Origin of the sequence: Rhodococcus sp. NPDC060084, from assembly GCF_042730335.1 — a bacterium.
Lineage (GTDB): Bacteria > Actinomycetota > Actinomycetes > Mycobacteriales > Mycobacteriaceae > Rhodococcus.
The window spans coordinates 1-24,740 of record NZ_JBHWWX010000009.1; the positions used below are offsets into that span (position 1 = coordinate 1).

At 66.2% G+C, this 24,740-nt stretch carries 25 protein-coding genes and 5 tRNA genes; 17 read left to right on the top strand and 13 right to left on the bottom strand.

What is annotated here, in order from left to right; all coding sequences use genetic code 11:
- Nucleotides 1-31: 31 nt before the first annotated feature.
- From ACFWBU_RS07440 to ACFWBU_RS07460, 5 genes are all read right to left on the bottom strand, one after another.
- A tRNA-Asp gene (locus ACFWBU_RS07440) sits at nt 32-105 on the bottom strand.
- A 95-nt stretch (nt 106-200) separates the two neighbouring features.
- Nucleotides 201-274: transfer RNA gene (locus tag ACFWBU_RS07445), tRNA-Phe, on the bottom strand.
- 39 nt (nt 275-313) lie between these two features.
- Nucleotides 314-387: transfer RNA gene (locus ACFWBU_RS07450), tRNA-Asp, on the bottom strand.
- Between the two features lie 54 nt (nt 388-441).
- Nucleotides 442-514, bottom strand: a tRNA-Glu gene (locus ACFWBU_RS07455).
- Nucleotides 515-623: 109 nt separating this feature from the next.
- Complete coding sequence (locus tag ACFWBU_RS07460; protein WP_378527940.1) at nt 624-1,274, bottom strand: TetR family transcriptional regulator; 651 nt, start codon at nt 1,272-1,274, stop codon at nt 624-626.
- Nucleotides 1,275-1,586: 312 nt separating this feature from the next.
- Between ACFWBU_RS07460 and ACFWBU_RS07465 the strand changes: the two genes are divergently transcribed.
- Together ACFWBU_RS07465 and ACFWBU_RS07470 are read left to right on the top strand one after the other, a co-directional pair.
- Nucleotides 1,587-1,662: transfer RNA gene (locus tag ACFWBU_RS07465), tRNA-Lys, on the top strand.
- Nucleotides 1,663-1,773: 111 nt separating this feature from the next.
- Nucleotides 1,774-2,214, top strand: a complete 441-nt coding sequence (locus ACFWBU_RS07470; protein WP_169621091.1) for a hypothetical protein — start codon at nt 1,774-1,776, stop codon at nt 2,212-2,214.
- Nucleotides 2,215-2,229: 15 nt separating this feature from the next.
- Here ACFWBU_RS07470 and ACFWBU_RS07475 read toward each other — a convergent pair whose 3' ends face one another.
- A complete protein-coding gene (locus tag ACFWBU_RS07475) occupies nt 2,230-2,874 on the bottom strand; it encodes a hypothetical protein (protein ID WP_169621262.1) in 645 nt (214 codons plus the stop codon).
- Nucleotides 2,875-3,045: 171 nt separating this feature from the next.
- Here ACFWBU_RS07475 and ACFWBU_RS07480 point away from each other — a divergent pair, with 171 nt between their 5' ends.
- The 6 genes from ACFWBU_RS07480 (at nt 3,046) to phoU (ending at nt 10,098) form a co-directional block, all read left to right on the top strand.
- Nucleotides 3,046-3,507, top strand: coding sequence for a hypothetical protein (locus ACFWBU_RS07480; protein ID WP_169621263.1), 462 nt, complete (start codon nt 3,046-3,048; stop codon nt 3,505-3,507).
- Nucleotides 3,508-3,630: 123 nt separating this feature from the next.
- Nucleotides 3,631-4,233 (top strand): DUF937 domain-containing protein, encoded by a 603-nt coding sequence (locus ACFWBU_RS07485; protein WP_169621415.1) that lies wholly within the window; start codon nt 3,631-3,633, stop codon nt 4,231-4,233.
- A 258-nt stretch (nt 4,234-4,491) separates the two neighbouring features.
- Nucleotides 4,492-5,445: an acyl-ACP desaturase gene (locus tag ACFWBU_RS07490; RefSeq protein ID WP_169621264.1), complete on the top strand. Its 954-nt coding sequence runs from the start codon at nt 4,492-4,494 to the stop codon at nt 5,443-5,445.
- 159 nt (nt 5,446-5,604) lie between these two features.
- Nucleotides 5,605-6,747, top strand: coding sequence for a tRNA dihydrouridine synthase DusB (dusB, locus tag ACFWBU_RS07495; RefSeq protein WP_169621265.1), 1,143 nt, complete (start codon nt 5,605-5,607; stop codon nt 6,745-6,747).
- A 708-nt stretch (nt 6,748-7,455) separates the two neighbouring features.
- Nucleotides 7,456-9,309: an LCP family protein gene (locus ACFWBU_RS07500; protein WP_378527941.1), complete on the top strand. Its 1,854-nt coding sequence runs from the start codon at nt 7,456-7,458 to the stop codon at nt 9,307-9,309.
- Between the two features lie 81 nt (nt 9,310-9,390).
- On the top strand, nt 9,391-10,098 hold the full coding sequence (gene phoU / locus ACFWBU_RS07505) for a phosphate signaling complex protein PhoU (protein WP_169621267.1): 708 nt from the start codon (nt 9,391-9,393) through the stop codon (nt 10,096-10,098).
- Nucleotides 10,099-10,173: 75 nt separating this feature from the next.
- On the opposite strand, the gene pstB is transcribed toward phoU, so the two are convergent.
- The 6 genes from pstB to ACFWBU_RS07535 all read right to left on the bottom strand — a co-directional run bounded on the left by pstB (nt 10,174) and on the right by ACFWBU_RS07535 (nt 15,993).
- Nucleotides 10,174-10,950: a phosphate ABC transporter ATP-binding protein PstB gene (gene pstB, locus ACFWBU_RS07510; RefSeq protein WP_169621268.1), complete on the bottom strand. Its 777-nt coding sequence runs from the start codon at nt 10,948-10,950 to the stop codon at nt 10,174-10,176.
- A 51-nt stretch (nt 10,951-11,001) separates the two neighbouring features.
- Nucleotides 11,002-11,913: a phosphate ABC transporter permease PstA gene (gene pstA, locus ACFWBU_RS07515; RefSeq protein ID WP_169621269.1), complete on the bottom strand. Its 912-nt coding sequence runs from the start codon at nt 11,911-11,913 to the stop codon at nt 11,002-11,004.
- 3 nt (nt 11,914-11,916) lie between these two features.
- A complete protein-coding gene (gene pstC, locus ACFWBU_RS07520; RefSeq protein ID WP_169651946.1) occupies nt 11,917-12,969 on the bottom strand; it encodes a phosphate ABC transporter permease subunit PstC in 1,053 nt (350 codons plus the stop codon).
- A 53-nt stretch (nt 12,970-13,022) separates the two neighbouring features.
- Nucleotides 13,023-14,147, bottom strand: a complete 1,125-nt coding sequence (gene pstS, locus ACFWBU_RS07525; protein WP_378527942.1) for a phosphate ABC transporter substrate-binding protein PstS — start codon at nt 14,145-14,147, stop codon at nt 13,023-13,025.
- A 209-nt stretch (nt 14,148-14,356) separates the two neighbouring features.
- On the bottom strand, nt 14,357-15,265 hold the full coding sequence (gene mshD / locus ACFWBU_RS07530; RefSeq protein ID WP_378527943.1) for a mycothiol synthase: 909 nt from the start codon (nt 15,263-15,265) through the stop codon (nt 14,357-14,359).
- Nucleotides 15,262-15,993 (bottom strand): winged-helix domain-containing protein, encoded by a 732-nt coding sequence (locus ACFWBU_RS07535; RefSeq protein ID WP_378527944.1) that lies wholly within the window; start codon nt 15,991-15,993, stop codon nt 15,262-15,264. Before ACFWBU_RS07535 ends, mshD begins: the two co-directional genes overlap by 4 nt.
- A 183-nt stretch (nt 15,994-16,176) precedes the next feature.
- On the opposite strand from ACFWBU_RS07535, the gene ACFWBU_RS07540 reads away from it, so the two are divergent.
- The 7 genes from ACFWBU_RS07540 (at nt 16,177) to ACFWBU_RS07570 (ending at nt 20,182) form a co-directional block, all read left to right on the top strand.
- Entirely contained in the window at nt 16,177-16,959 is a 783-nt protein-coding gene (locus tag ACFWBU_RS07540) for an LmeA family phospholipid-binding protein (protein WP_169621274.1), read from the top strand.
- Entirely contained in the window at nt 16,956-17,378 is a 423-nt protein-coding gene (locus ACFWBU_RS07545) for a thioredoxin family protein (RefSeq protein ID WP_378527945.1), read from the top strand. The genes ACFWBU_RS07540 and ACFWBU_RS07545 overlap by 4 nt, the downstream gene beginning before the upstream one ends.
- 45 nt (nt 17,379-17,423) lie before the next feature.
- Nucleotides 17,424-17,510 carry a putative leader peptide gene (locus tag ACFWBU_RS07550; RefSeq protein WP_367113044.1) on the top strand — a complete coding sequence of 29 codons (87 nt, stop codon included), beginning with the start codon at nt 17,424-17,426 and terminating at the stop codon, nt 17,508-17,510.
- A gap of 144 nt (nt 17,511-17,654) precedes the next feature.
- The gene (locus ACFWBU_RS07555; protein WP_169621276.1) at nt 17,655-18,119 is read left to right on the top strand and encodes a DUF4395 domain-containing protein; all 465 of its coding nucleotides are present in this window, start codon (nt 17,655-17,657) and stop codon (nt 18,117-18,119) included.
- A 50-nt stretch (nt 18,120-18,169) separates the two neighbouring features.
- Entirely contained in the window at nt 18,170-19,003 is an 834-nt protein-coding gene (locus tag ACFWBU_RS07560; RefSeq protein WP_169621277.1) for a sulfurtransferase, read from the top strand.
- 2 nt (nt 19,004-19,005) lie between these two features.
- Nucleotides 19,006-19,311: a DUF1416 domain-containing protein gene (locus ACFWBU_RS07565; RefSeq protein WP_169651947.1), complete on the top strand. Its 306-nt coding sequence runs from the start codon at nt 19,006-19,008 to the stop codon at nt 19,309-19,311.
- A gap of 205 nt (nt 19,312-19,516) precedes the next feature.
- Nucleotides 19,517-20,182 (top strand): FABP family protein, encoded by a 666-nt coding sequence (locus ACFWBU_RS07570; RefSeq protein WP_169651948.1) that lies wholly within the window; start codon nt 19,517-19,519, stop codon nt 20,180-20,182.
- Here the strand turns inward: ACFWBU_RS07570 and ACFWBU_RS07575 are convergent.
- Nucleotides 20,179-21,939, bottom strand: coding sequence for a BCCT family transporter (locus ACFWBU_RS07575; protein WP_378527984.1), 1,761 nt, complete (start codon nt 21,937-21,939; stop codon nt 20,179-20,181). The genes ACFWBU_RS07570 and ACFWBU_RS07575 overlap by 4 nt on opposite strands.
- Before the next feature lie 235 nt (nt 21,940-22,174).
- On the opposite strand from ACFWBU_RS07575, the gene ACFWBU_RS07580 reads away from it, so the two are divergent.
- Entirely contained in the window at nt 22,175-22,435 is a 261-nt protein-coding gene (locus ACFWBU_RS07580; protein ID WP_378527946.1) for a hypothetical protein, read from the top strand.
- A 230-nt stretch (nt 22,436-22,665) separates the two neighbouring features.
- Complete coding sequence (locus tag ACFWBU_RS07585) at nt 22,666-24,483, top strand: hypothetical protein (protein WP_378527947.1); 1,818 nt, start codon at nt 22,666-22,668, stop codon at nt 24,481-24,483.
- Nucleotides 24,484-24,740: the final 257 nt, after the last annotated feature.

The following is a 24,740-nucleotide window of genomic DNA, read 5'->3' on the forward strand; positions in this document are numbered from 1 at the left end:
GTATCCGTAGATACCGGGCCTTCGCCTGATGCGACCCTGACGGGACTCGAACCCGCGACCTCCGCCGTGACAGGGCGGCGCGCTAACCAACTGCGCTACAGGGCCATGAAAGAACGCCAACGGGGTTCCCATAGCAGGACCCACCGCACGCGGTGGGTCCTCGATATGTAATTGAGCGGTTGTCTGCCGGACAACCTCTGTGGCCAGGGCCGGGATCGAACCGGCGACCTTCCGCTTTTCAGGCGGACGCTCGTACCAACTGAGCTACCTGGCCGGACGGCACCCGAACCGAATGCCAATCGCTTGCGTTGAGCGACCCTGACGGGACTCGAACCCGCGACCTCCGCCGTGACAGGGCGGCGCGCTAACCAACTGCGCCACAGGGCCATACATATTCAGTTCTTTCACCAAAGTACTGCACACTTCGACAGAATCGAAGCGTACCCCCTACGGGATTCGAACCCGCGCTACCGCCTTGAAAGGGCGGCGTCCTAGGCCGCTAGACGAAGGGGGCCCGATCGGATCTCTCCGAACCGCACCCTCAACGGGTTTGGCGTTTCCGTTGGGAGCTTGGACAGCTTATGCCACGGCATTCGAGAATCACAAATCGCCAGGTCACGCCACTATTCGGTGTTCGGACGGGCACTCGGCCAGCCACGCTCGCGCCACCGCGCGAGCCAGTCCTCGGACGCTGTCGCTTCCAGGGGAATCTCGAGGCAGCTCTCGAACCGTGAGCGCACATCCACACCCGGCGCGGCGAGGTCGGCGAGATAGCGCTGGCCGGCGAGCGACGAACCGACGGCGCCGACGAACCGCCGCAGATCCACGCCCGGCCGGAACAGCCCGAGTTTCTCGGCCTCCTCCGCCAGCCGGTAGCCGGCATGCCCCCACACGGAGGTTCCGCGCAACTCCGCCTCGTCGGCGAACTCCGGGTCGATGACGAGACGGAACTCAGCCGCGATGATGACATCGTTGTGGAGCGCCTCTCCCAAATCGCAGATCATCCCGTGGAGCCGCTCGAAGGGATCGAGCTCGGAAAAGCCGACCCACCTGTCGACGATGGCGCGGTAATGGTCGAGCCCCTCCTCGAGTACCGCGCGCGCAAGGTCTTCCTTCGACTTGAAGTGGAAGTACATCGCGCCCTTGGTGGCGCCCGAGTGCTCGAGGATCAGATTGATCGACGCCGCGGCAAATCCCCTCTTGGCGAATTCGGCGGCCGCCGATTCGACGATCGCGGCCCGAGTACGCCGGGCACGCTCCTGCTGAAGTGGCATGGGGAATACAGCCTTCCGAGTACCGGTCAATTCCCCCCTTCAGTCAACTTTAGACTGCTCCGGCACGTCAGGGGGGGCAGGTAGCCGGAGCGGGAGCACCCGTTCTCGCGGGACGGCCCGGGACGGCTTTCCGGCACTGCGCCCGAGAACACACCGGGTGGTATTCTTTTTCCGGCTCGGGTGCGAAGCAGGGGGTGAGCACCCGAGCCGTTCTGCTTTCACCGGGTCCCGCGCACCACGGGAGGGTGTCGAAACCGGAGCCGAGCGTCCGATACCATCGAGACGCTCGATGTGGTTACATTGTGCGCCCACGCCCCTATAGCTCAGTTGGTAGAGCTACGGACTTTTAATCCGCAGGTCGTAGGTTCGAGCCCTACTGGGGGCACCACGCGCGACCCGGCGTTCGTTTCCGAACGCCGGGTCGTTTCGTTTTTCGTGGCGCCCGGAGCCGGAACAGCGTGCCCGTAACAAAAATCACGACGAAACGGATCAACGAGACATGAGAATTCGCGCTCTCGCGCTCGCACCTGCTCTGGTACTCCTTGCCGCATGCGGAGGAGGGGGCAACACAGCAGAGTCCGGGTCCCCCGCCGGTGCCGGGTCCGAGGTCGACTGGAACTACATCCGCGCACAGCACAGCGACACGCTGGCGAACATCTCGTGCCTCAGCGATGCGACGTCGTCCGCTGTGGACTGCAACCGGGAGCGCTCCGAGAGCCTCGCCTCGCTACGCGCGGACGTCGAACGACTCCCCGACGGTGCGTCGAAGAACGACATGCTCGGCAGCATCGACCACTGGGACGAGAAGTACGGCGAGTACACCGCCAAGGAATGCGTCGGCACCGTCGACACGACCCTGCTCCCGTGTGCGCTCGACGAGAGCCTTCTCAACGTGAACATGCTGAGCATCGCGTCCGCCGCGAAGAACTCGGCAGGCTGATCGGATACGGGGCGATCAACTCCCGGATCGGTGAGCGCCCGGGGGTACGTCGTCCGGGCCGGTCCCCAGTTCCTGGGCAGCCCGGCGCCGCTCTTCTTCACGCTTTTCCTCGAGCCGCTGCCGCTCGAGATTCTCGCGCACGCGGTTGAGGTCGCGCCCCCGCTTGCGGTAGCGGTTGACGGCGACGAAAAAGATCACGCACGCCAGGGCCCCGACGATCGCGCCCACCAGTGACGCGCCCCGGAACCCCGGCGCATCGACATCGAGGATCCGCTCACCGGCGTGTGCGGCGTTGCTGCCACCGAGCACGATGCTCAGGGTCATGAGGTTGGGGAGCGCGATGACCAGCGCCGCCACGGCGAGCAGGATCTGTAGAACCCGGTGGTGCTTCCATCGTCGGACCTGCCAGATGCAGGCGAACAGGATGAGCGGGATCGCGGTACAGAGAAGACCGAAAGACAGCCCCCACAGAATGCCGCGGGCGAATCCACCCTCCGCGAGGCCGGCGATCCGTTGCGCCCACCATCTCGGGACGAATGCGGCGAGCACGAAATACGCAATGACGAGCACGGCCAGCGTGACGACGACGACGAGCGTCTTCTTCGCCCACGGAGGCAAACCCTGCCGTGTCTCCTCCGACCGAATACTTGCGTCCGACATCGTGCGGCCCTCCCTGGGTCCTCGGTAGACGCGCCTCAGCCTACGGACCGGTCCGAGTCGTCGAACGTGAATCGGTCCGCCTGCGTTTCTATCCGGTGACCGAACGCTTCTTTGGATACGGTGAGTCCGCAAAACGAATTGTCTCGGTTCGTTTTCGTTTCAGGGGGGAACATGCGCAGTTTCGTGGACCTGGGCCTGTTTCTGGCCGCAGTCGCACTGGGTATCGGGGCGGTGCTGCCCGTCGTCGGAGGTGTACGCCCCACCCAGATCCCGTTGTCGGGATTGCGTGACGGGTTCGCGAGCGCGGATCTCGCCGGCATCGCTTCGCCCGGCTTGCCCCTCCACGAATCTCTCGCGGTGCCACTGGCTGTCGCGGCCGTCCTGCTCCTCCTCGCGGCCTTGTTCGACTCCGTGATCACCGGATGGGTCGGAACGCTTCTGGGGATCGTCACGGCAGTCGCGTTCTGGGCGCAGATCTTCTCCGCGCACGGTGACTACGTGCAGGAGAACCGCCGGACCGCGCTCACCAACCAGAACGGCACGGTGTTGTTGCTGAGCGGCATCCTCGTGGCGTTGCTGTGCTGCCTGGTCGCGCTTCGTCGACCCCCCGGTGGCGCCGACTCGTTCGATTGACAGGTCGCCTGCCGGACGAGCCCCGCCCGGCTCTCTCCTGCGGTGCGGTTCCGAACGGCGGCAGTCGCTAATCTCGGCCGCACGGGCGGCCGCGACGGGACGCCCATGACCAGGCAGGTGCTCATGGCAAGTCTCGACGAACTCCTCTCCCAGATCCCCCTCGACCGTGTGGCCGAGCGCCTCGGCGTCGACCGGCAGACCGCGGAGACCGCGGTGCGTGCGGCGCTGCCCACGCTCGTCGGTGGACTCGGTGCCAATGCACGCGATCCGGAGGGAGCGGCCTCGCTGATGTCGGCACTCGACGAACACTCCGGTTCGGGTGTTCTCGACGGCGGGGTGAACGTGGACGAGGTCGACGCCGCAGACGGCAGCAAGATCGTCTCCAACGTGTTCGGGGAGAAGAAGGAACAGGTGATCAGCACCCTGGGTGCGGTCAACGGATCCGGCGGGAACGACCTGATTGCCAAGCTTCTCCCGATCCTCGCGCCCATCGTGCTCTCCTACCTCGCAAAGCAGATCACCGGCAACGGCGCCACCACGGCCGGCGACGCTCGGCCGAGCGGTGGGATCGGCGACATCCTCGGAGGTCTGCTCGAAGGCGCGGCCGGTCGTTCCGGTGCGGGTGGCGGCGGCATCGGGGACGTTCTCGGCAGCGTGCTCGGGGGCAACTCCGGCGGCGGTCTCGGCGGGATTCTCGGTGGTCTTCTCGGCGGCGGCAAGCGCTGAGCCGGGACACCGACGACGACGCCGGCGCCCTGTCGGCGTCGTCGCCCGTTTCGACCGCTGCCCCGCCGTGTCGGGGGCGGCCTCCGGCCGTAGACCGGATCCGGCCTGTACGGTGACCGGCGAACGATTGTGATCGGGGACACGGATAAGACCTGATCACGGCAGCATGTTGTACCGCGTGACAGCGCAGTACGACATTTACCTACGGTTCCGTAGGCTGACAGAGTTCATGCGACACCACACGGAGGGTACGAAGGTATGACGCGAGTCCTGACACAGTTGGAGTTGCTACGCGAGCTGGAGCCCGTTGCCGAAGCGAACGTCGACCGTCACCTGTCGATGGCGAAGGACTGGCATCCTCACGACTACGTCCCGTGGGACGAAGGACGCAACTTCGCTGCGATGGGCGGAGTCGACTGGGAGCCCGAGCAGTCACAGCTCGGCGAGGTCGCCAAGGCGGCGATGATCACCAATCTCCTCACCGAGGACAACCTGCCCTCGTACCACCGCGAGATCGCGGAGGCGTTCTCCCGGGACGGCGCGTGGGGTACCTGGGTGGGCCGCTGGACCGCCGAGGAGAACCGCCACGGCATCGTGATGCGCGACTACCTCGTCGTCACCCGCGGTGTCGACCCGGTGGCACTCGAGAATGCGCGCATGGAGCACATGACCAACGGCTTCGGTTCCCCGAACGAGACGGGAATGCTCCATTCGGTCGCGTACGTGACGTTCCAGGAACTCGCGACGCGCGTGTCGCACCGCAACACAGGTCTGGCCTGCAACGACTCCGTGGCCGACAAGATGCTGCAGCGGATCGCCGCCGACGAGAACCTGCACATGATCTTCTACCGCAACATCTGCGACGCCGCGCTCGACGTCGCGCCCGTGCAGGCACTGGAGGCGATCGTTCACGTTCTCCGCACCTTCGAGATGCCCGGAGCGGGGATGCCCAATTTCCGCCGCAACGGAGTGCTCATGGCGAAGCACGGCATCTACGACCTGCGTCAGCACCTCGACGACGTGGTGATGCCGGTGCTGCGCAAGTGGCGGATCTTCGAACGCGATTTCGGAGCCGGTGGCGCCCAGCTCATCGACGAACTGGGGACCTACCTCGAAGAACTCGAGCGCCAGGCCGTGAAGTTCGAGGACATGCGCGACCGGTCGCTCGCACGCGAAGCAGCCAAACTGGAACGCGCGGGCGCCCTGTCCTGACCCCGGACCGAGGTTCGTCCCGGCAGATTCGGGGCCTACGTCGGTAAACGGTTATCCTGTGCCCGGTACCGCTCTCGGTACCGGGCACAGTCGTCTCCCCGGCGAGGTACCGCGGGAGTTCGCAGTCTTGTTGAAACACAACGCTTTCAGAGGTTCTTTATGTCACCCCTTCGCATCGGCTCGCTCGAACTGAACAGCCCGGTCGTGCTGGCGCCGATGGCGGGAGTGACGAACGTCGCATTTCGCACTCTGTGCCGCGAACTCGAACTCGAACGAGCCGGAAGCACCTCCGGGCTCTACGTGTGCGAGATGGTCACCGCCCGCGCTCTGGTCGAGCGACATCCCGTCACCATGCACATGACGACGTTCGGCCCCACCGAAACCCCGCGTTCACTCCAGCTGTACACCGTCGATCCCGACACCACGTACGCGGCGGCGAAGATGATCGTCGACGAGAACATGGCCGATCACATCGACATGAACTTCGGCTGCCCGGTGCCCAAGGTCACCCGGAAGGGCGGCGGGTCTGCCCTTCCGTACAAGCGCCGACTGTTCGGGCAGATCGTGGCCGCTGCGGTGCGGGCCACCGAGGGCACCGATATCCCGGTGACGGTGAAGTTCCGGGTCGGCATCGACGACGAGCACCACACCCACCTCGACGCCGGGCGCATCGCCGCCGACGAGGGCGCGGCGGCTGTGGCACTGCACGCCCGGACCGCCGCGCAGCGGTACTCGGGCGCTGCGGACTGGAACGAGATCGCCCGGCTCAAAGAGCACGTCACCACCGTCCCGGTTCTCGGCAACGGCGACATCTTCGACGCGGGGGATGCGGAGAAGATGATGACCCAGACCGGGTGCGACGGCGTGGTCGTCGGTCGCGGCTGCCTGGGCCGCCCGTGGCTCTTCGCAGAACTCAGCGCCGCGCTCAACGGCCAGGAGATCCCCACTCCTCCGTCCCTGGGAGAAGTGACGCAGATCATGCGGCGCCACGCCGAGCTGCTCGCCGACCATCACGGCGAAGACCGCGGCACTCGCGAACTCCGCAAGCACATCGCGTGGTACCTGCGCGGCTTCCCCGCCGGGTCCGAAGTCCGCAGCGGTCTCGCGCGGGTGTCTTCGCTCGCCGAACTCGATGATCTGCTCGGAAAACTCGACGCCGACGTGCCGTTTCCCGCGGATGCGGAGGGCCCCCGTGGGCGTCAGGGTTCACCGAGCAGCGTCGCACTGCCCGAGGGCTGGCTCGACGATCCGGAGGACACCTGCGTCCCGGTAGGTGCCGACATCATGCACTCGGGCGGGTAGGAGTCCTTACCCTTCCCGTCGTGTGCGCGTCCACATGAGGGGTCCGTCACCGGCCGCGTGTACCGCTTCGGTAACAGACGGTCAGTATCATGACGGGATCATTGCGCACCGCCCCCTATGCGGGCGGTGCGCGCGAATGCGGTCGACCCGCGGAGAGGCAAGGCACCGGTGGACGAAGGGCACGACTCGGGCCTGCCCGACAATCGCGCTCCTTGGGAACGTCCGATAGCCGACCCCACCTTCCGTGAGGCTCCGTCCGGGCATCGCCGCCGCAGTCGTGCCCGCCGCGCCGACATCCCGGCCGACGGTGCGCGTGCCGGTGGCGCTCATTCGGAGGATGCCCGTTCCAGAGGTGCGCATTCCGCGGAGGCGCACTCCGAGGGTGACCACGCGGCAAGCCGCCGTGATTCCGGCCGGAACCGCCGCGCCGCGGACGCCGGCGACCCGGAGCGGCTCACCGTCGCGGACCTCGTCGACAAGGTGTCGCGCCGAGACGGGTCACCTCCCCCAACGCCGACGCCCACGCCCCCGGTCACGCCCCCGGTCACGGCGTCGTCCTCACTGCCTCCCGCACATCCGCGCAACGGTCTTCCCGCGAGTCCGCCCGACCGGCCGGTTCCTCCGCCGCCCGCGGGCCGGCCCCTTCCCGCATCGCCTCCCCCCGTACCACCCACCGCAGCACCTCCTGCCGCACCACCGCCTCCACCGGTGCGAACACCGCAGCCCGGCCCCCCGCGGCCGCCTGTCGCCTCGCCACCGCCCGTCGCCCCGCCACCGCCCGCCGCCCCGCCGCGGCAGCCCGTGGTGCCGCCGCCCCGTGCGGCCGTTCCCCCGCCCGGCCCCCCTCCGCCCCGGCGCGCACCCCGGCCTCCCGTCGAGGACAGTCCGACCGAGTTGATCGCGCCGGTCGACGACGACTTCGAGGCCGAGCCCCCTGTCGACGACGACCTGCACGACGAGCCCGTCCACACCCGGACGGTCCGGGCGCACGCGGCACCGAAAGAGGTCGGAACAGACGGACTGACCCGCCTCGAGTCGAGCAAGCGACGGAAGGATCGCAGGCTGCGCGTCGCGGCCCGGTCCGCGGTCGCGTTCTTCTCGGTCCTCGCACTCCTCGGCACCGGATCGGTGTGGACATACGTGAAGTCGACGGAAGCGGGTTTCTCGCAGATCGCGGCGCTCGACACGGAGTCCGCCGACATCGTCGACGCGGCCGGGCAGACCGGCGACGAGACCTATCTCATCGTCGGCACCGACACCCGTGCCGGAGCCAGCGGCGCGGTCGGAGCCGGCACCACCGAGGACGCGGAGGGAGCCCGCGCCGACACCGTGATCCTCGTCAACATCCCGGCGGACCGCAGCCGTGTCGTCGCGGTGTCGTTCCCCCGCGATCTCGATGTGGAACGTCCGGTGTGCCGCGGCTGGGACAGCTCGACCGGCGACTACAGCTCGGATACCTTCCCTGCGGCGGACGGCGACAAGCTCAACGCCACGTATGCCCTCGGTGGGCCGAAATGCCTGGTCAAGGTCATCCAGAAGATGTCCGGGTTGAAGATCGGCCACTTCGTCGGCATCGACTTCGCCGGGTTCGAAGCCATGGTCGACAAGGTCGGCGGGGTCGAGGTATGTACCACCACGCCACTCGAGGACGGGGAACTCGGCACCATTCTGGACTCGCCCGGCACGCACACCCTGAGCGGCCACAAGGCACTCGATTATGTCCGGGCGCGCTACGTCTTCACCGAAGGCAACGGCGACTACGGCCGGATCACCCGGCAGCAGAAATTCCTGTCGTCGCTGCTGCGCTCGGCCCTGTCGAACAAGGTCCTCCTCGATCCGGGCAAACTCAACGGGTTCATCAGCGCGTTCACCAGCGCGACGTTCGTCGAGAACGTCAACACCGAATCGTTGGTCAAGCTGGGCCGCTCACTGCAGAACGTCGACGCCGGAGCCGTCACCTTCCTGACCGTGCCCACCGCGGGAACGAACGACTGGGGGAACGAAATCCCCCGGCTCGACGACATCGAGTCGATCTTCACCGCGATCATCGACGATCTCCCCCTCCCCGGTGAACGGCGCGAGGAACCTCAGGACGACGCCGGTGCCCCACCACCGGAGCCGGCTCCGACTGCTCCCGCTCAGATCGCGGTCGACCCGGGCGCGGTGAGCGTGCAGGTCTCCAACGCGTCCGGTGAGTCCGGCCTGGCAGCCCGGATCGCCGAAACCGTCGGGGCGTACGGCTTCCCCGTCTACGAGGTCGGCAACTACTCGGGCACGAGCGCCAAGACGGTGATCCGCTTCGCGGCGGGCCAGGAGGCCGAGGCGATGACCGTCGCCACGGCGTTCCCGGGCGCTGTGCTGCAGGAGGCACCCGCATCCGCCCAGCTCGGTTCGATCGTCGAGATCGTGCTCGGCACCGGGTTCGACGGCACGGTCGTCGCCCCCACTCCTGCGGGAAGCCGGCTCGAGCCGGTGAAGATCGAAGCGCCCTCCAGCAAGGATTCGATCGAACTCCCGCCCGATCTGTCGATCACCAACGCAGGGGACGATCTCTGCGGGTGACGCCGCTCCTGCCCACTCGTTCACCCGGGGTTCACCCGATGCTCGTGACCTGTACTTTTCCGCACCGTAGGGTGTGCCATTATGCGCGTCGTCTACAACGTACAAATGAGCGAACTCGGTGACCTCCTCGGAGAGATGGCCGGACTCGCCGGACTTGCAATGGAGCGGTCCACCGAAGCCCTACTCACCGCCGATCTCGGCCTCGCCGAGCAGGTGATCGAGGAGCACGACAAGATCACCGACCTCGCCGTGGTGTGTGAGGAGAAGGCGTTCCAGCTCCTCGCCCTCCAGGGGCCGGTCGCGGGCGATCTCCGAGCGGTGGTCAGCGGTATCCAGATCGTCGCCGACATCGATCGCATGGGCGCACTCGCCCTGCACATCGCGAAGGCGACCCGCCGGCGTCATCCGAACCACGTGCTTCCCGACGAGGTCAAGGGATACTTCGCCGAGATGGGCCGCATCGCGGTAGCCCTCGGCGGGGCCACCCGCGAAATCCTCGAAACCCGCGACCCGGAGCGCGCGTTGCGTCTCCATCACGAAGACGAAGCGATGGACGATCTGCACCGCCATCTCTTCAAGGTCCTCATGGACCCGGAGTGGAAGCACGGCGTCGCCGCGGCCGTCGACGTCACCCTGCTCGGTCGCTTCTACGAGCGCTTCGCGGACCACGCGGTGGAGGTCGGCCGGCGCGTGATCTTCCTGGTCACCGGCAAGCTCCCCACGGAAGAAGACATCCGCGAACTGGGTAACAAAGTCGACAAACTGACGGTGTACCCCACCGAATCCTGATTCGTCCGAGACACGTGAAGGCCCCGGCGGGATGTTCCCGCCGGGGCCTTCGCGTGTGACGCACCAGGTCTCGGGTCAGCCGAAACGACCCGAGATGTAGTCCTCGGTGGCCTTCTGGGTCGGGTTGGAGAAGATCTTCTCGGTGTCGTCGATCTCGACGAGCCGACCCGGACGACCGGTCGCCTCCAGGTTGAAGAATGCGGTCTGATCGCTCACGCGCGCAGCCTGCTGCATGTTGTGGGTGACGATGACGATCGTGAAGTCCTGCTTGAGTTCGGCGATCAGATCCTCGATGGCGAGGGTCGAGATCGGGTCGAGCGCGGAGCAGGGCTCGTCCATGAGCAGCACGTCGGGCTGGACCGCGATCGCGCGCGCGATGCACAGTCGCTGCTGCTGGCCACCGGAGAGACCACCGCCGGGCTTGTCGAGGCGGTCCTTGACCTCGTTCCACAGGTTCGCGCCGCGCAGCGACTTCTCGGCAACCTCGTCGAGCGTCTTCTTGTCGCGTGCGCCCTGCAACTTCAGGCCGGCGACCACGTTGTCCCGGATGGACATGGTGGGAAACGGGTTCGGGCGCTGGAACACCATGCCGATGGTCTTACGCACGCCCACCGGATCTACGTCGGCGCCGTAGATGTCTTCACCGTCGAGCAGCACGGATCCCTCGACGCGGGCGCCGGGGGTGACCTCGTGCATCCGGTTGAGCGAGCGCAGAACGGTGGACTTGCCACAGCCCGACGGCCCGATGAACGCGGTGACGCTCCGCGGCGGCACGGAAAGGGTCACGTCGGCAACGGCGTGGAACTTTCCGTAGAAGATGTTGACGTCCTTGAGATCCAGACGCTTGGCCATTACAGGCTCCCTACTGGTGTATCGATGTCGTGAGAGAAGGTCATGCGGCGGCTACTTCCTCGAGCCGACCTGCGAGTAATGGCTGATCACCTTGGCCGCGACGTTCAGCACCGCGATCACAAGAATCAGTGTGAGGGCGGCGCCCCAGATGCGCTGCGAACCGGCGGCAGTCGGGTTGTTCATTTCGGCGACCATGACACCGGGGAGCGAACCCTGCTCACCGCCGAACAGGTCGAAATTGATGAACGGCGCGTACCCGACGAGGATCAGCAGCGGCGCGGTTTCGCCCATGACCCGGGCGAGGGCGAGCATGATGCCCGTGATGATTCCGGCCATCGACGTGGGAAGGACGATCCTGACGATGGTCTTCCACTTGGGCACACCCAGCGCGTAGGAGGCTTCGCGGAGGTCCTGCGGCACGATCCGCAGCATCTCCTCGGTGCTGCGCACCACTACCGGCACCATCAGCAGCACGAGCGCGAGGGATACCGCGAAGCCCGACTTGGGCATTCCGAACGTGGACACCCACAGGGCGTAGATGAACAGCGCCGCGACGATCGACGGCACACCGCTGAGGATGTCGACCATGAAGGTCGTGATCTTCCCGAGCTTGGACCGGCCTGCGTACTCCACGAGGTAGATCGCGACGAACACGCCGAGCGGTATCGAGATGATCGCGCAGACGAGTCCCTGCAGCAGGGTGCCCACCAGCGCGTGATAGATGCCGCCGCCTGTCGAAGAGGCGGTCAGGCCGCTCAACGAGTGGGTGAACCACGTGGCCGACATCAGGGCCGGAAGGCCCTTGGCGACGACCGTGGCCAGCACCCAGACGAGCGGCACCAGCGCGACGAGTACCGACAGGGTCACCAGCACGGTGGCGCCGACGTCGGTGATGCGCCGGCGGGTGCTCACCTTCTGGAAGGTGGGTGCCTTGACGGGCGAGTCGAGGGTTGTCGTCGACATCGGTCAGTCCCTCTTTCCTGCGACCACCATGCGGGCCGCGGCGTTGACCAGGAAGGTCAGCACGAAGAGCACCAGGCCGGCAGCGATGTAGGCACCTGCCTGGATATCGTTGTTGAACTCGGCGTAGCCGAGAGCGATCTTCGACGCGATCGTGGCGCCGCCATCGAACAGGGACCACGAGAACCCGGCGGACGTCGTGCGCAGGATCAGGTAGAGCGCCATCGTCTCACCGAGTGCGCGGCCGAGACCGAGCATCGATCCGCTGACGTAGCCGGACTTGCCGAACGGGATGATGGTCGTCCGGACGACCTCCCAGCGGGTGGCTCCGAGCGCGAGCGCGGCCTCGATGTGCGCGACCGGCGTCTGGACGAACACCTCGCGGCTCACCGCCGCGATCGTCGGCAGGATCATCACTGCCAGGACGATCCCCGCGGTGAAGATCGTGCCACCGCCCGCGATCGAACCGCTGCCCGTGGCGAACAACGGGAACCAGCCGAACGTGGTGTTGAGCCACGAGGCGATCGGGCGCAGGAAGGGCGCGAGCACGAGCACCCCCCACAAGCCGTAGACGATCGACGGGACCGCGGCGAGAAGATCGATCACGTAGGCGAGCGGCTTCTTGAGGCGGCCCGGGCAGTAGGTGGTCAGGAAGATCGCGATACCGAGCGCGACAGGCATCGCGAGGGCGAGCGCGAAGAGCGAGACCAGCACCGTGACCTGGAACAGGTCGAGGACGCCGAAGGCCATGTCCTCGATGTCCTGCGTGATCCACTGGTCGCTCGTGAGGAAGTTGACGGTGTTGCGCTGCAGAGCGGGCACGGCACGCCACACCAGGAACACCGCGATCGCGCCGATGATCACCGAGATCAGGATCGCGGAGCCGGTGGCCAGCGAGCCGAAGATGCGGTCGCCCGGTCGCACGACAGTCTTGTGCGTGCGCTCCGAGGGTGGTGTGGTGCTGATCGTTGCCTCCGTAGTACCAGGGTGACCGCCCGTTCCTGACCGGGCCGGGTCGTCCGACTCCGTACGAGCCGTTTTCGTGGGCGCGTCAGTCATGTGCGCTCATATTCTCTCTGGGCGTGTTCGTCAGGAACGGGCGGTCCACCGATCTATTCGGACGCGATGGCGTCGATCGACTGGGTCAGACGCTCCTGGAAGGAGCTCGGCAGCGGCACGTAACCCTGTTCCCCGAGGCCGTCCTGACCCTCGTTGGCCGCCGAGAGAAGGAACGACTTCACAGCGGAAGCGGTGTCGGCGTCGTATCCGGCGGAGCAGACGATCTCGTACGTGGCGAGAACGAGCGGGTAGGTGCCCGGCTCGGTGCTCCCGAAGATCGAGGACAGGTCCAGCGTGAGATCACCTTCGACCGCGGGCGCGAACTCGGCGCCCTCGATTGCCTTGGCGGCGGACTCCTCGGTGAGTTCGACCGGGCCCGAGCCGTTGTCGATCCGCGCCATGCTCAGCCCGTTCTGATCCGCGAACGACTTCTCCACGTAGGTGATCGAGCCGGGGGAGCCGCTCACTGCCTGCGCGACGCCCGCTGAGCCCTTCGCGCCTTCACCGGTGCCACCGGTGAAGTCGGATCCCGCGCCGGTGGTCCATGCACCGTCGGACGCGACCTCGAGGTACTGCTGGAAGTTGTCCGTGGTGCCCGACGAGTCGGAGCGCACGATCGGCGTGATCGCGTTGTCGGGCAGGTCCACACCCTCGTTGAGTGCGGCGATGGCCGGATCGTTCCACGTGGTGATCGAGCCGTTGAAGATCTTGGCGGTGGTCGCGGCGTCGAGCACGAGGCCGTCGACTCCGTCGAGGTTGTATGCCAGCGCGACCGGGCCGAACACCAGCGGAAGGTTCCAGGCGGGGTTGCCGGCGCAGCGCTCGAGAGCCTGCTCGGCCTGCTCACCCTTGATCGCGGAATCGGACCCGGCGAAGTCGATCTGCCTGGCGGTGAACTGTGTGCGACCGTCACCCGAGCCCGTCGGGTTGTATGCGACGTTGACCGTTGTGCCCTTCTGCGAGCACACGGCGATGTAGGTGGCCACGAACTGGTCCATCGCATTCTTCTGTGCGGATGAGCCGGCAGCGGACAGGTTGGGTTTTCCCTCACAGGTGGCACTGGACGCGGACGCATCCACATCTATCGAACCCGAGTTGTCGTCGGTACCGCACGCGGTGAGCGTGAGAGCACCGACCGCCAATGCGCCCAGCAGGGCACCATTGCGCTTGAGGTTCACCTGTACTCCTCCGGAGTTCACGACCGCTGACCGAAGGCAGCGGAATCGAGGCGCGGGTGATCCCTGCGCCGGGCCGCCACAACGGACCCGTATGAAAAAACTAGGTGCTCACGGTTGACTGGCGGACGACCCCGGGTGAACGGGGGATGAACAGACCGGATACACCTGGCAGCACTGTTGCCGCGGTCACGCCGGCACTGTTGCCGCGGTCACGATCGGGCGTAGGCGACGTCCACGTGGAAACGCTCGAATCCCAGCTTGCCGTAGGTGTTGAGCGCCGCGGTGTTGTCACCTTCGACGTAGAGCAACACGGTGTGGAGCCCACGGTCGCGGAGGTGATGCAACCCCGCGAGTGTGAGCAGCCGTCCCAGGCCGCGACCCTGCGCGGACGGGTCGATGCCGACGACGTACACCTCTCCGAGGGCTTCCTCCCCGTCCGTGGCCGGATGCACCTTCGTCCAATGGAACCCCAGCAGGACATCGGGATCGGCGGCGTCGAACGCGAGGAACAACCCTTCGGGGTCGAACCACGACTCCGCGCGGCGCTCCGCGACGTCGACGTCCGTCCAGCGTCCTTGCTCGGGATGCCACTCGAAAGCCGCCGCGTTGACCCGGAGCAGTTCGGAGTCGTCGTTCGGCCCCTGGTAGGTGCGCAGCACGATCGAGTCCGGTACCGCGACGGCGGGTAGTTCGGGGACGTCGAGGGGGCGGCGGAGCTGGAGCAGTTCACGAACGCCGGTCAATCCCAGCCGGTGTGCCACAGCGCGCGCTGCCGGAAGGTCACCGTGTGCCCAGACCCGGGCGCCGTCGCCGCCGGCCGTCAGCGCGGCGTCGACCAGTTCACCGCCGAGTCCCTGCCCCCGATGGGCGGGGTCGACGACCACTTCGGCCATGGCGGGATGGTCCTCGTGCGCGGGTACGAGGTTCGCGTAGCCGACGACGGTGTCGTCGACCGTCCTGATCAGGTGTCTGGCGTCGCTGTCGCGGGTGAGGGAGTGGATCACCTGCTCCGAGACCGGCGCGGTGCCGTCGGCAGCGCCCGCTCGGGCGATGACGTCGCGCACCCCCTGCGCCTGTTCGGACGACGGAAGACCGGTGAACTCGGACGCAATGCTCATTCGGCGAATTCTGCCTCGGACTCCTCGAGTTCCGGGGCGATACCCCCTGCTTTGTTCCGGGAGGACGGCCGGACAGCCTTGTAGCCGACGTTGCGGACGGTCCCGATCAGGGATTCGTATTCGGGGCCGAGCTTCGCTCGCAGGCGCCGGACGTGCACGTCGACAGTGCGGGTGCCACCGAAGAAGTCGTAACCCCACACCTCCTGCAGAAGCTGTGCACGGGTGAACACCCGGCCGGCGTGCTGGGCGAGGTACTTGAGGAGTTCGAACTCCTTGTACGTCAGGTCGAGGGGACGACCACGCAACCGGGCGGTGTAGGTGCCTTCGTCGATCGACAGTTCACCGAGGGTGATCTTGCCCGAACTCTCCGCGCTGACGAGGCCGCCTGCACGTCCGACGAGAAGGCGCAACCGCGCATCCAGTTCGGCCGGGCCGGTGGTCGTGAGCAGGATGTCGTCGAGGCCCCACTCGGGATTCACGGCAACCAGGCCGCCTTCGGTGAGCACCGCGATAACCGGGATAGCCGACCCTGTACTGCCGAGCAGACGACACAGTCCTCGTGCTGCCGCGAGATCGCTGCGCGCATCGACGACCGCTATGTCGGCAGAACTGGCCTCGAGCAGCGACGATACTTCCGTCGGAGCCGGTCGGACCGAGTGCGCCAGCAGCGCCAGCGACGGCAGGACCGCGTCCGGGTTCGGGTCGGAGGTCAGAAGGAGAAGCTCCACTGGGCCTCCAGTTCCTCGCGCTACCAGCGCGGATCGGGTGCGTAAACGACGTGCTACAGATTAGCGCTCTGTTTGTTACCGGCATGTAAGCACGACGTCGCAGAAGATCGATTCCCACATTTCGGACACGCTGCTCGCATCCGCGGCACGGTGCCCGCGGCCGCGTCGGCCACAATGGGAGGCGTGCGCAAACTGATCTTCGGTCTCGTGGTCCTGCTCGGAGTCGCCGTTCTCACCGACTTCGGCGCGGCGGCGTGGTCCGAGTACCGCGTGTCTCGTGCACTGCGCGAGGGTGGCGTACTCCAGGCCGATCCCGCCGTCACCATTCACGGCTTCCCGTTCCTTCTCCAGGCCCGCAACGGGCATTACGAGAACGTGGAAATCGTGGCCGACGGAGTGCACACCGAGATGCTCGGGGACATCACCGTCGAAGCGAACCTCATCGGCGCCCATGCCGCCGCGGGCGAACTGCTCGACGGGTCGATCCGTACCGTGCCGGTGGACCTCCTGTTCGGCCGCGTCATGATCGACGCCACCGAACTCGGGCAGCTCTACAACATCCCTGACCTGCAGATTTCCGCCCCTCCGGAGAGCAAGTCCGACGGGACCGGCGGGTCGGGAGGATCCGGACCGACGACTGCCGGCGGCGTCGTGCTCACCGGTACCGTGCCGGTCGGGCCGGAGCCCGCGACGGTGAGCGTGCAGGCCGACCTCGTGCTCGACGGGGACCGCGTGCACATCGTGGCGTCCGACCTGTACTTCGGCCGGGAGGGGCGCGCGGACTTCGCGGTGCCCGACGCGCTGAAGCCGGTCGTGCTCGGGTTGTTCACCACGACGATCGAGCCTCAGGATCTACCCTTCGGCGTGAAGCCGACGTTCGTGGAGGCACGGGGATCGCGCATCGTCATCGAGGGCGAGGCGCACAACACCACGATCGATCTCACCGAGGTGCAGGCAGCCCCGTGATCGCACTCGTTGTTCTCGCAATTGTGATCGTCGCCGCACTCGGAGTCGGCGTGATGTTGCGCACACGCGCCGGCAAGTTCCGCGCGAGCAGCCCGGAAGCCGCCGGACCGGAACACGTCGACCCTGCGCTCGCAGCGGTGGGGGTGGGCGGCGGCGTACCCGTGATCCTGCACTTCTCGGCTCCGTGGTGCGGACCGTGCGCATCCGTCCGCCGCGTGATCGCTCGTGTCCTCGGTGACACTTCCGGAGAAGCGCTCGACGTGGAACTCGACCTCGACGAGAATCCGCTTCCCGCCAGGCAACTCAGGGTGATGTCGCTACCGACGACCTTCGTGTTCGACGCCGCCGGTCGCGAGCGCTACCGGGTGTCCGGTGTACCGGAGGCCGCCGACCTCCGCGCTGCCCTCGCGTCTCTGTAATACGCAGTGGTCCTATTTCCCCCGATCTTCGGTTAAACTCCTCGCGTGCACACACGCCAGGAGCTGATGCTCACCCGACGCCGCGCAGTCGACCTGTGCCGCCTCGGCGCGTGTTGTTGTACCTGCTCCTGACGCACGGCTGCTGAGTAGTCACCGCGGGCTCCTGTCCCCGCTCCGCAGTTGCTGACGTCTCCCCCGATGCGTTTCCCCGCGGTCGGTCGCGGTTCGGCGACCGAATCCCGCTCAGCTATCCCGGATCCCAGCAGGAGCACTCTCATGTCCGTTCCCGGTCCCACCCGTACCGGTTCGCAGGTCGACGTCCGCGGACCGCGTTTCGCAGCGTGGATCACCACCGCCGTCTTGGTCGTCGTACTGCTCGTCTCGACGGTCTCGAACACCGTTGCGGGCGTTGTGCTCGGGGTGCAGGCCCTCGTCTTCGCGATCGGCGCAGCGTTCGGTCCGCGGCGCAGCCCGTACGGCGCGCTGTTCGCAGGCCTGGTCGCACCACGATTGGGCGCACCTTCCGAGACCGAACCTGTTGCGCCACTGCGCTTTGCACAGTTCGTCGGCTTCGCATTCGCGGCTGTCGGCACCGTCGCGTTCGCGCTCGGCGCCGGAACCGTCGGAATCGTGGCCACCGGCTTCGCGCTGTTCGCCGCTCTCCTGAATGCCGCCTTCGGCTTCTGCCTCGGCTGCCAGATCTACCCACTGATCGCTCGGTTGCGTTCCGTCGCGGCCTGATCACCACCCGGCTTCAACATCCACACGCACCATCACCGAAAGGAATATCCATGGCTCGCTCCGACGTCCTGGTCTCCGCCGATTGGGCAGAGCAGAATCTCGATGCACCCAAGACCGTGTTCATCGAGGTCGACGAGGACACCAGCGCCTACGACGGCGGCCATATCGAAGGCGCCATCCGGCTGGACTGGCGCAAGGACCTGCAGGACGGCGTCCGCCGCGACTTCCTGAATCAGGAACAGTTCTCGGCGTTGCTGTCCGCCAAGGGCGTCGCCAACGACGACACCGTCGTGCTGTACGGCGGCAACAACAACTGGTTCGCCGCGTATGCCTACTGGTACTTCAAGCTGTACGGCCACCAGGACATCAAGCTCATCGACGGCGGTCGCAAGAAGTGGGAACTCGACGGCCGCCCGCTGTCGAAGGACGAAGTCACCCGGCCCGCAACCGAATACAAGGCACAGGCACCGGACACGTCGATCCGTGCCTTCCGCGACGAGGTGATCGACGCGATCGGTTCCAAGAATCTCGTCGACGTGCGTTCCCCCGACGAGTTCGCCGGCAAGATTCTCGCCCCGGCCCACCTGCCGCAGGAACAGGCACAGCAGCGTGGCCACGTCCCCGGCGCCGTCAACATCCCCTGGAGCACCACCGCCAACGAGGACGGCACCTTCAAGTCCGACGACGAACTCACCGCGCTGTACGCGGCGAAGGGCTTCGACGACAGCAAGGAAACCATCGCCTACTGCCGTATCGGCGAGCGCTCGAGCCACACCTGGTTCGTGTTGCAGGAGATCCTCGGCAAGAAGAACGTCAAGAACTACGACGGCAGCTGGGTCGAGTACGGCTCGCTCGTCGGCGCACCGATCGAGTTGGGAGCATAAATATGTGCGGAGCACCTGTTCAGAGCCAGAACCTGCCCGCGGGCGTGGATGTCGAGAAGGAAACGGTCATCACCGGCCGCGTCCTCAACGCCTCCGGTGAACCGGTCGGTGGCGCATTCGTGCGTCTGCTCGACGGCACCGGCGAGTTCACCGCCGAGGTCGTCGCCTCCGCCACCGGCGACTTCCGGTTCTTCGCCGCGCCCGGCGAGTGGACGGTGCGCGCACTGTCGAGTGCCGGAAACGGCACCTCGACGGTGAGCCCCAGCGCTCCGGGCGTCCACAACGTCGACGTCACGGTCGCGAAGTAGCACACGGCAAAGACTGGAGCTACGGCTCCGGAACACAGGGCCTCGCCCCCGATCACCGGGAGCGAGGCCCTTTGTCGTGAAGCGAAGCCGGTGCAGTCTAGAATGACCCCGTGGTCATCTTCTTCGAACTCTTGCTGGTCCTTGCAGCGGTGCTCATCACCTGGTTCGCGCTGTACACCATCTACCGTCTGGTCTCCGACGGGTCATGACGGACCAGTCGGACGGCGGTACTCGGCGTAGCGGCGACGAGGCCATAGCGCAGGCCGCAGAGCGTGCGCGGGTCACCGCCGAGCTGAATATCCCCGTCCTGTCCGGTCTGCCCGGCGTCGACGACACCGCGAACCTGCGGCGCGGCGCCGATCTGAACCCTGCCCTGCTCGCGCTCCTTCCGCTGGTGGGCGTGTGGCGCGGCGAGGGTGAGGCACACGACCCCGAAACCGCCACCGACTACCCGTTCGGTCAGCAGATCGTCGTCGCGCACAACGGCGGTGACTATCTCGTATGGGAAGCCCGCTCGTGGCGTCTCGACGAGAACGGCGACTACGTCGCCGAGGACCGTCGCGAAAGCGGATTCTGGCGCGTATCCGGTACAGGCGGCCCCGACAGCGACGACCCCGAGACCCTCGAACTGCTGCTCACCCACAGTTCCGGCGTCGTCGAGTTGTATTACGGCACCGCCCTGACCCAGTCGTCGTGGGAACTCGCCACCGACGTGGTGATCCGGACCCGGTCCGGCGAAGTCGTGGGCGGCGCCAAGCGCCTGTACGGCATCGTCGAGGGCGGCGACCTCGCCTACGTCGAGGAACGCGTCACCCCCGACGGCGACATGCGGCCGCGCATGTCTGCGCGGCTCGCACGCCACGTCGGCTAACGAGCCGACTCCGCTTCCACGCCCGAGTGGCTTTCCGCCCCGGGCGCCGATCCGTTGCCCGCGTCGGCCGAAGAGCGTTCCCGCTCGTCTCGTCCGCCGTCGTCTCCGTCGATCTCGTCCGGAATGGCGCGCGTCACGACCACGACCTCCGGCGCCGGACGCCCTTCCGCGGCTTCGAGGTCCTCGGCGGTCTTGACTTCGGTCCACTGCCGGGTAACCGGTTCGGGGAGTTCACCGAGATCCTCACGGATACCGCGCACCAGGCTGTACATCATGACGAAGCCCATCACGAAGAAGGGCAGACCGACCACGGTGATCACCTGCTGTAGCGCGTCCAGTCCGTCCTTACCGGTCGCGACGAGCATGGTGGCAGCGACCAGGCCCATGATCACGGCCCAGAACAGCCGCTGATGCATGGGTGCCTTCCCTTCGGTGCCGCCGGACATCATGTCCAGGACCATGGCAGTCGAGTCCACCGAAGTGACGAAGAAGATCACCACCAGCAGGATCGCAATGCCCGACACCAGCCCTGTAAGCGGGAAGTTGCCGAGGAATTCGAACAGCGCACCGGGGATGTCGCCCGCATCGACGACACGTTCGACAAGACCCCCGTCACCCTCGAGCTCGATGTGGAAGGAACCCATCCCGAAGATGCTGAACCAGATGATCGAGAAGAGCACCGGCAGAGCCAGCACCCCGGCGACGAATTCGCGGATTGTCCGGCCGCGCGAAATGCGCGCGATGAAGATGCCGACGAACGGCGACCAGGTGATGGTCCAGGCCCAGTAGAACACCGTCCAGGTGTTCTGCCAGCCGGAGTCGGCGAACGTGTCGTTCCAGAACGCGAGGTTCGGCAGGGTGTCGGCGTAGATGCCGACCGACTCGATCATCCCCTTGAGCAGGAACAGGCTGGGGCCGGTGACCAGGACGAAGATCAGAAGCATCACCGCTAGGCCGATGTTGAAGTTCGACAACCGCTTGATGCCCTTGTCGAGACCGAGAGCCACCGAGACGCCCGCCATGACAGTGACGAGGGCGATGAGCGCAATCTGGATGATGCCGGACTCCTCGAGTCCGAAGAGCTGGGCGAGGCCGGCGTTGATCTGGAGCGTACCGAGGCCGACGGACGTCGCGACGCCGAAGATCGTGCCGATGATCGCAACCACGTCGATCGTCTTGCCGATCGGACCGTAGATCCGCCCGCCGAGCAGGGGCGCGAAGATCGAGCTGACACGGGGCGGGAGCTTGCGCTTGTAGATGAAGTAACCGAAGCACAGACCCGGCAGTGCGAAGATCGCCCACGTGTGGAATCCGAAGTGGTAGAGCGTGAAGCCCATTGCTTCACGCGCGGCCGCCTCGGATTCCGGCGCCACGTCCTGCTGTGGAGGATTCGCGAAATGGGAGATCGGTTCCGCAACGCTCCAGAACATCAGGATCGTGCCGATTCCCGCCGCGAAGAGCATCGAGAACCACGCGAGGGTGGAGTGCTCGGGACGCTCGTCGTCGCCGCCGAGCCGGACGCGTCCGTAGTGCGTCAGCGCAATGATCACCAGGAAGATCAGGAACGTCGTGACGCCCAGGATATAGAACCATCCGAGGTTGGTCATGATCCAACTGGAAGCGGTGCTGAACACGGAGTCGACTGTGGTCGTGAACGCAACAGTCACCACGACGAACAGCAGCGATATCAGCGCGGAGGTGAAGAAGACGCCCGGTGACGTGCGTAAACGGAGGGCGTCGTGGGCTTTTGTCAGGATCGGCACGTCAGGGGGTACCCCCGATAAGTCCGTTTCTACACATGCGATGCTCGTCACCACCGCGGCTGCGCCCCGGCGTCACATGCGATTCGACGGACTCACCGGCATACGGGTTCGTACCGGCCGGCGACCGACGGTACACAGCCAATCTGATCGCTGCGCTCATCGCGAGCCTCGGCATCATCGTCGGCAGCCTCGGCCCTGGGCGAGCTTCTTCGCGTTCACCAAGAACGGAGTGGAAGGCGACGGCGTCATCACGCTGGTTCTGGGTGTGATCGCTGCGGTTGCGTTGTTCGTGCGGCTCTCCCGAGGTTCGGGTGAATGGGCGGCACTTCGATGGGGTGTCCCCGTCATCGGGGTCCTGTGTGTGGCGATCTCCGTCTACGACCTGTTCGAGGTCACCTCGATCACCGCCGAGTTCTTCGGAGAGCCCATCGGCGTCCAGGTCGGGTGGGGATTGTGGCTGCTACTGATTCCGCTGCGGTGCTGTGCCTGACTTCCGCCAGCGTCGTGAAGCGCCCCCGGACACCGTGATCTGGGCTTTCCCGCCGTGGGTAGCTGAAACAGCGCTCACGACAACGGCATTCTGATTCTGAGTGCAACGAACCGCCCCAATGTAGCGATACCGGGCATACAGGGCTCCGCGCAGTCGGCACCATCCGGCCTGCACGGCCCTGTCTCCGGCGCGCATCGACGCGTGCCGCACCTTACGACGAGGAGAAACCAGTGGCGGTCAAAGTAGTCTTCCTGCACGGAATCGGAGACGGAGACCCACGGGCCGGTTGGCTGGAGGGCCTCAACCGCGGGCTGGTGCAGGCAGGTCACGACCCGATCGACCGCGCCGATACCTTCGCTCCCCGCTACAGTTCGATCCTTTCCACGGAGGGGATCGGCGCGAAGATGCCGGCCCCGACGTACCGGGTGAAGGACGATTCTGCAGCGCGCTTCGAGTTCGCACGCAGACAAGCACGAATCCAGCGGGACCTGGGACTGACGTCGACGCCTTCGGGTTTCGGCGCTCACGTGCTGCCCGAAGCGCCACTCAACACATTGCAGGGATTCGCTATAGGGAATCTTTCCGCGTTCGATCTCACCCAGGTCCGCCGGTACGTCCAGAACGAACCGCTGCGTGGTGCCGTCCTCCGATTCCTCATGGATCAGGACTACGCCGACGAGATCGTGCTGATCGCCCACAGCCTGGGCAGCGTCATCGCTATCGACTTCCTCGATCACCTGCCCGAGCATGTGCACGTCCGCCGCTTCATCACGATCGGCAGTCCTGCCGCCTCCCCCGCGCTGCACCAGGGCAGTGAGCGACTTCTGAAGAGATTCCCGTACGCACGTGTCGACGACTGGTCCAACGTTTTCAACCCACGGGACATCGTGACCGGCGGCCGTGGTCTGGCGTCACTCTTCCCCGCAGCGCAGGACTTCGCCATCGATATCGGAAACCTCGAACACGGCTCGGGCGCCTACCTCGGGCATCCGGGTGTCGCCAGTCTCGTCGCTCAGATCGTCTATCCGTCCAAAGACGTCGCGCTCACCCGATCCGGAATTGCGGTGCGTCTGACCGACTCCCAAGCATCTGTTCTCTTGATGCTCTACTACGGTCATGCCGTTGCTCGGAACATCAAGAACCAGGAGGTTGCGGCCAAGTACCTGGGCGCCCTCCGGCTTCGTCAGGATCAGATCATCGCCGAGATCGAGGAACTCGCCACCGTCGGCCAGCAGCCCCTGGCCGAGGAGTTGCATCAACTGGTCGACGGGAAGCTGCCGCCGGTGCCGCTCCTGTGGGAACTGCACGAAGCGGTCGGGGAACTCGTTGTCCTCGCATTCACAAATGCGGTCGACCCTTACGAGATCGACGTCGAGCAGGCACCGATGCGTGCGATTTCGGAGGTCACCTTCGCGATGGGCTTCAGTACCGATGTCGGTTCGAAGGTCCTCCGCGCAATCGAGGACGTTCAGAAATCTCTCGACCGTCGAGGTGGAGTGCCGTGGGGTCGGGTTCTGACAGCCGCGGCCGGAGTTGCGCTGCTGGCTGCCGGACCTGTCGGATTGATTGCAGCCGCACCCGCCGCCGCTGCGGGCGCCGCGGCGATCACCGGGGGACTCGCTGCCTTCGGACCGGGCGGAATGGTGGGTGGATTGGCGATGCTCGGCGGATTGGCCGGCGCAGGCGCGGCCGTTGCGACTTCCGCCGTCACCGGTGGAGGCGGCGAAGCGCAGCCCGCGTTGGATCTCAAGGCCCTCGTATTGCGGGTCTCGGTCGAATACGCCCGCAAACTGCTCGATCTGCCGTTCGATCAAAACCTTTGGTACCAGCTCGCGGACACGGAAACTCGGACTGCCGCGCAGATCAGCCGCTTCGAAGCGTTCAACAGTCCGAACTCTCCAACGTTGACGATGCTGCGTGAGGTCAAGGACTCTCTCACGCGACTCATGACGTTCGTCATCGAACAAGGGCTTGCCCCTCGCGCCATCGCTGCCGGTGAGAACTACCAGGTGGACGGCAACGAACCCGACCGGATCGCGATCAACTGAACGAGTAGGGCGGCGAAGCGTCACTTCGCTGACTGGGGAGGGTCCGATACACGAACGACCCCCGAGTCGTCTCGGCGAGCCGGAGAGATCCGGAACTCGTCGAGCCCGGTGGGACGATCCGGGGACTCGGGGGGCGGGTGACTACCTGGTATTCGCCGGCCTCTCGCGGTCGGAGAACGCTGTCGTCGACGAGCGGCTAGCGGGCAGCCACCTCACATGTCCGAAGAAAACTCACTTTCAGACCACCTCCTTCCTCG

What these genes read in the sequence shown, in the direction of transcription:
- ACFWBU_RS07460 (WP_378527940.1), bottom strand. Translation starts at nt 1,274, where the DNA reads ATGCCACTTCAGCAGGAGCGTGCCCGGCGTACTCGGGCCGCGATCGTC.
- ACFWBU_RS07470 (WP_169621091.1), top strand. Translation starts at nt 1,774, where the DNA reads ATGAGAATTCGCGCTCTCGCGCTCGCACCTGCTCTGGTACTCCTTGCC.
- ACFWBU_RS07475 (WP_169621262.1), bottom strand. Translation starts at nt 2,874, where the DNA reads ATGTCGGACGCAAGTATTCGGTCGGAGGAGACACGGCAGGGTTTGCCT.
- ACFWBU_RS07480 (WP_169621263.1), top strand. Translation starts at nt 3,046, where the DNA reads ATGCGCAGTTTCGTGGACCTGGGCCTGTTTCTGGCCGCAGTCGCACTG.
- ACFWBU_RS07485 (WP_169621415.1), top strand. Translation starts at nt 3,631, where the DNA reads ATGGCAAGTCTCGACGAACTCCTCTCCCAGATCCCCCTCGACCGTGTG.
- ACFWBU_RS07490 (WP_169621264.1), top strand. Translation starts at nt 4,492, where the DNA reads ATGACGCGAGTCCTGACACAGTTGGAGTTGCTACGCGAGCTGGAGCCC.
- dusB (WP_169621265.1), top strand. Translation starts at nt 5,605, where the DNA reads ATGTCACCCCTTCGCATCGGCTCGCTCGAACTGAACAGCCCGGTCGTG.
- phoU (WP_169621267.1), top strand. Translation starts at nt 9,391, where the DNA reads ATGCGCGTCGTCTACAACGTACAAATGAGCGAACTCGGTGACCTCCTC.
- pstB (WP_169621268.1), bottom strand. Translation starts at nt 10,950, where the DNA reads ATGGCCAAGCGTCTGGATCTCAAGGACGTCAACATCTTCTACGGAAAG.
- pstA (WP_169621269.1), bottom strand. Translation starts at nt 11,913, where the DNA reads ATGTCGACGACAACCCTCGACTCGCCCGTCAAGGCACCCACCTTCCAG.
- pstC (WP_169651946.1), bottom strand. Translation starts at nt 12,969, where the DNA reads ATGACTGACGCGCCCACGAAAACGGCTCGTACGGAGTCGGACGACCCG.
- mshD (WP_378527943.1), bottom strand. Translation starts at nt 15,265, where the DNA reads ATGAGCATTGCGTCCGAGTTCACCGGTCTTCCGTCGTCCGAACAGGCG.
- ACFWBU_RS07555 (WP_169621276.1), top strand. Translation starts at nt 17,655, where the DNA reads ATGTCCGTTCCCGGTCCCACCCGTACCGGTTCGCAGGTCGACGTCCGC.
- ACFWBU_RS07560 (WP_169621277.1), top strand. Translation starts at nt 18,170, where the DNA reads ATGGCTCGCTCCGACGTCCTGGTCTCCGCCGATTGGGCAGAGCAGAAT.
- ACFWBU_RS07565 (WP_169651947.1), top strand. Translation starts at nt 19,006, where the DNA reads ATGTGCGGAGCACCTGTTCAGAGCCAGAACCTGCCCGCGGGCGTGGAT.
- ACFWBU_RS07570 (WP_169651948.1), top strand. Translation starts at nt 19,517, where the DNA reads ATGACGGACCAGTCGGACGGCGGTACTCGGCGTAGCGGCGACGAGGCC.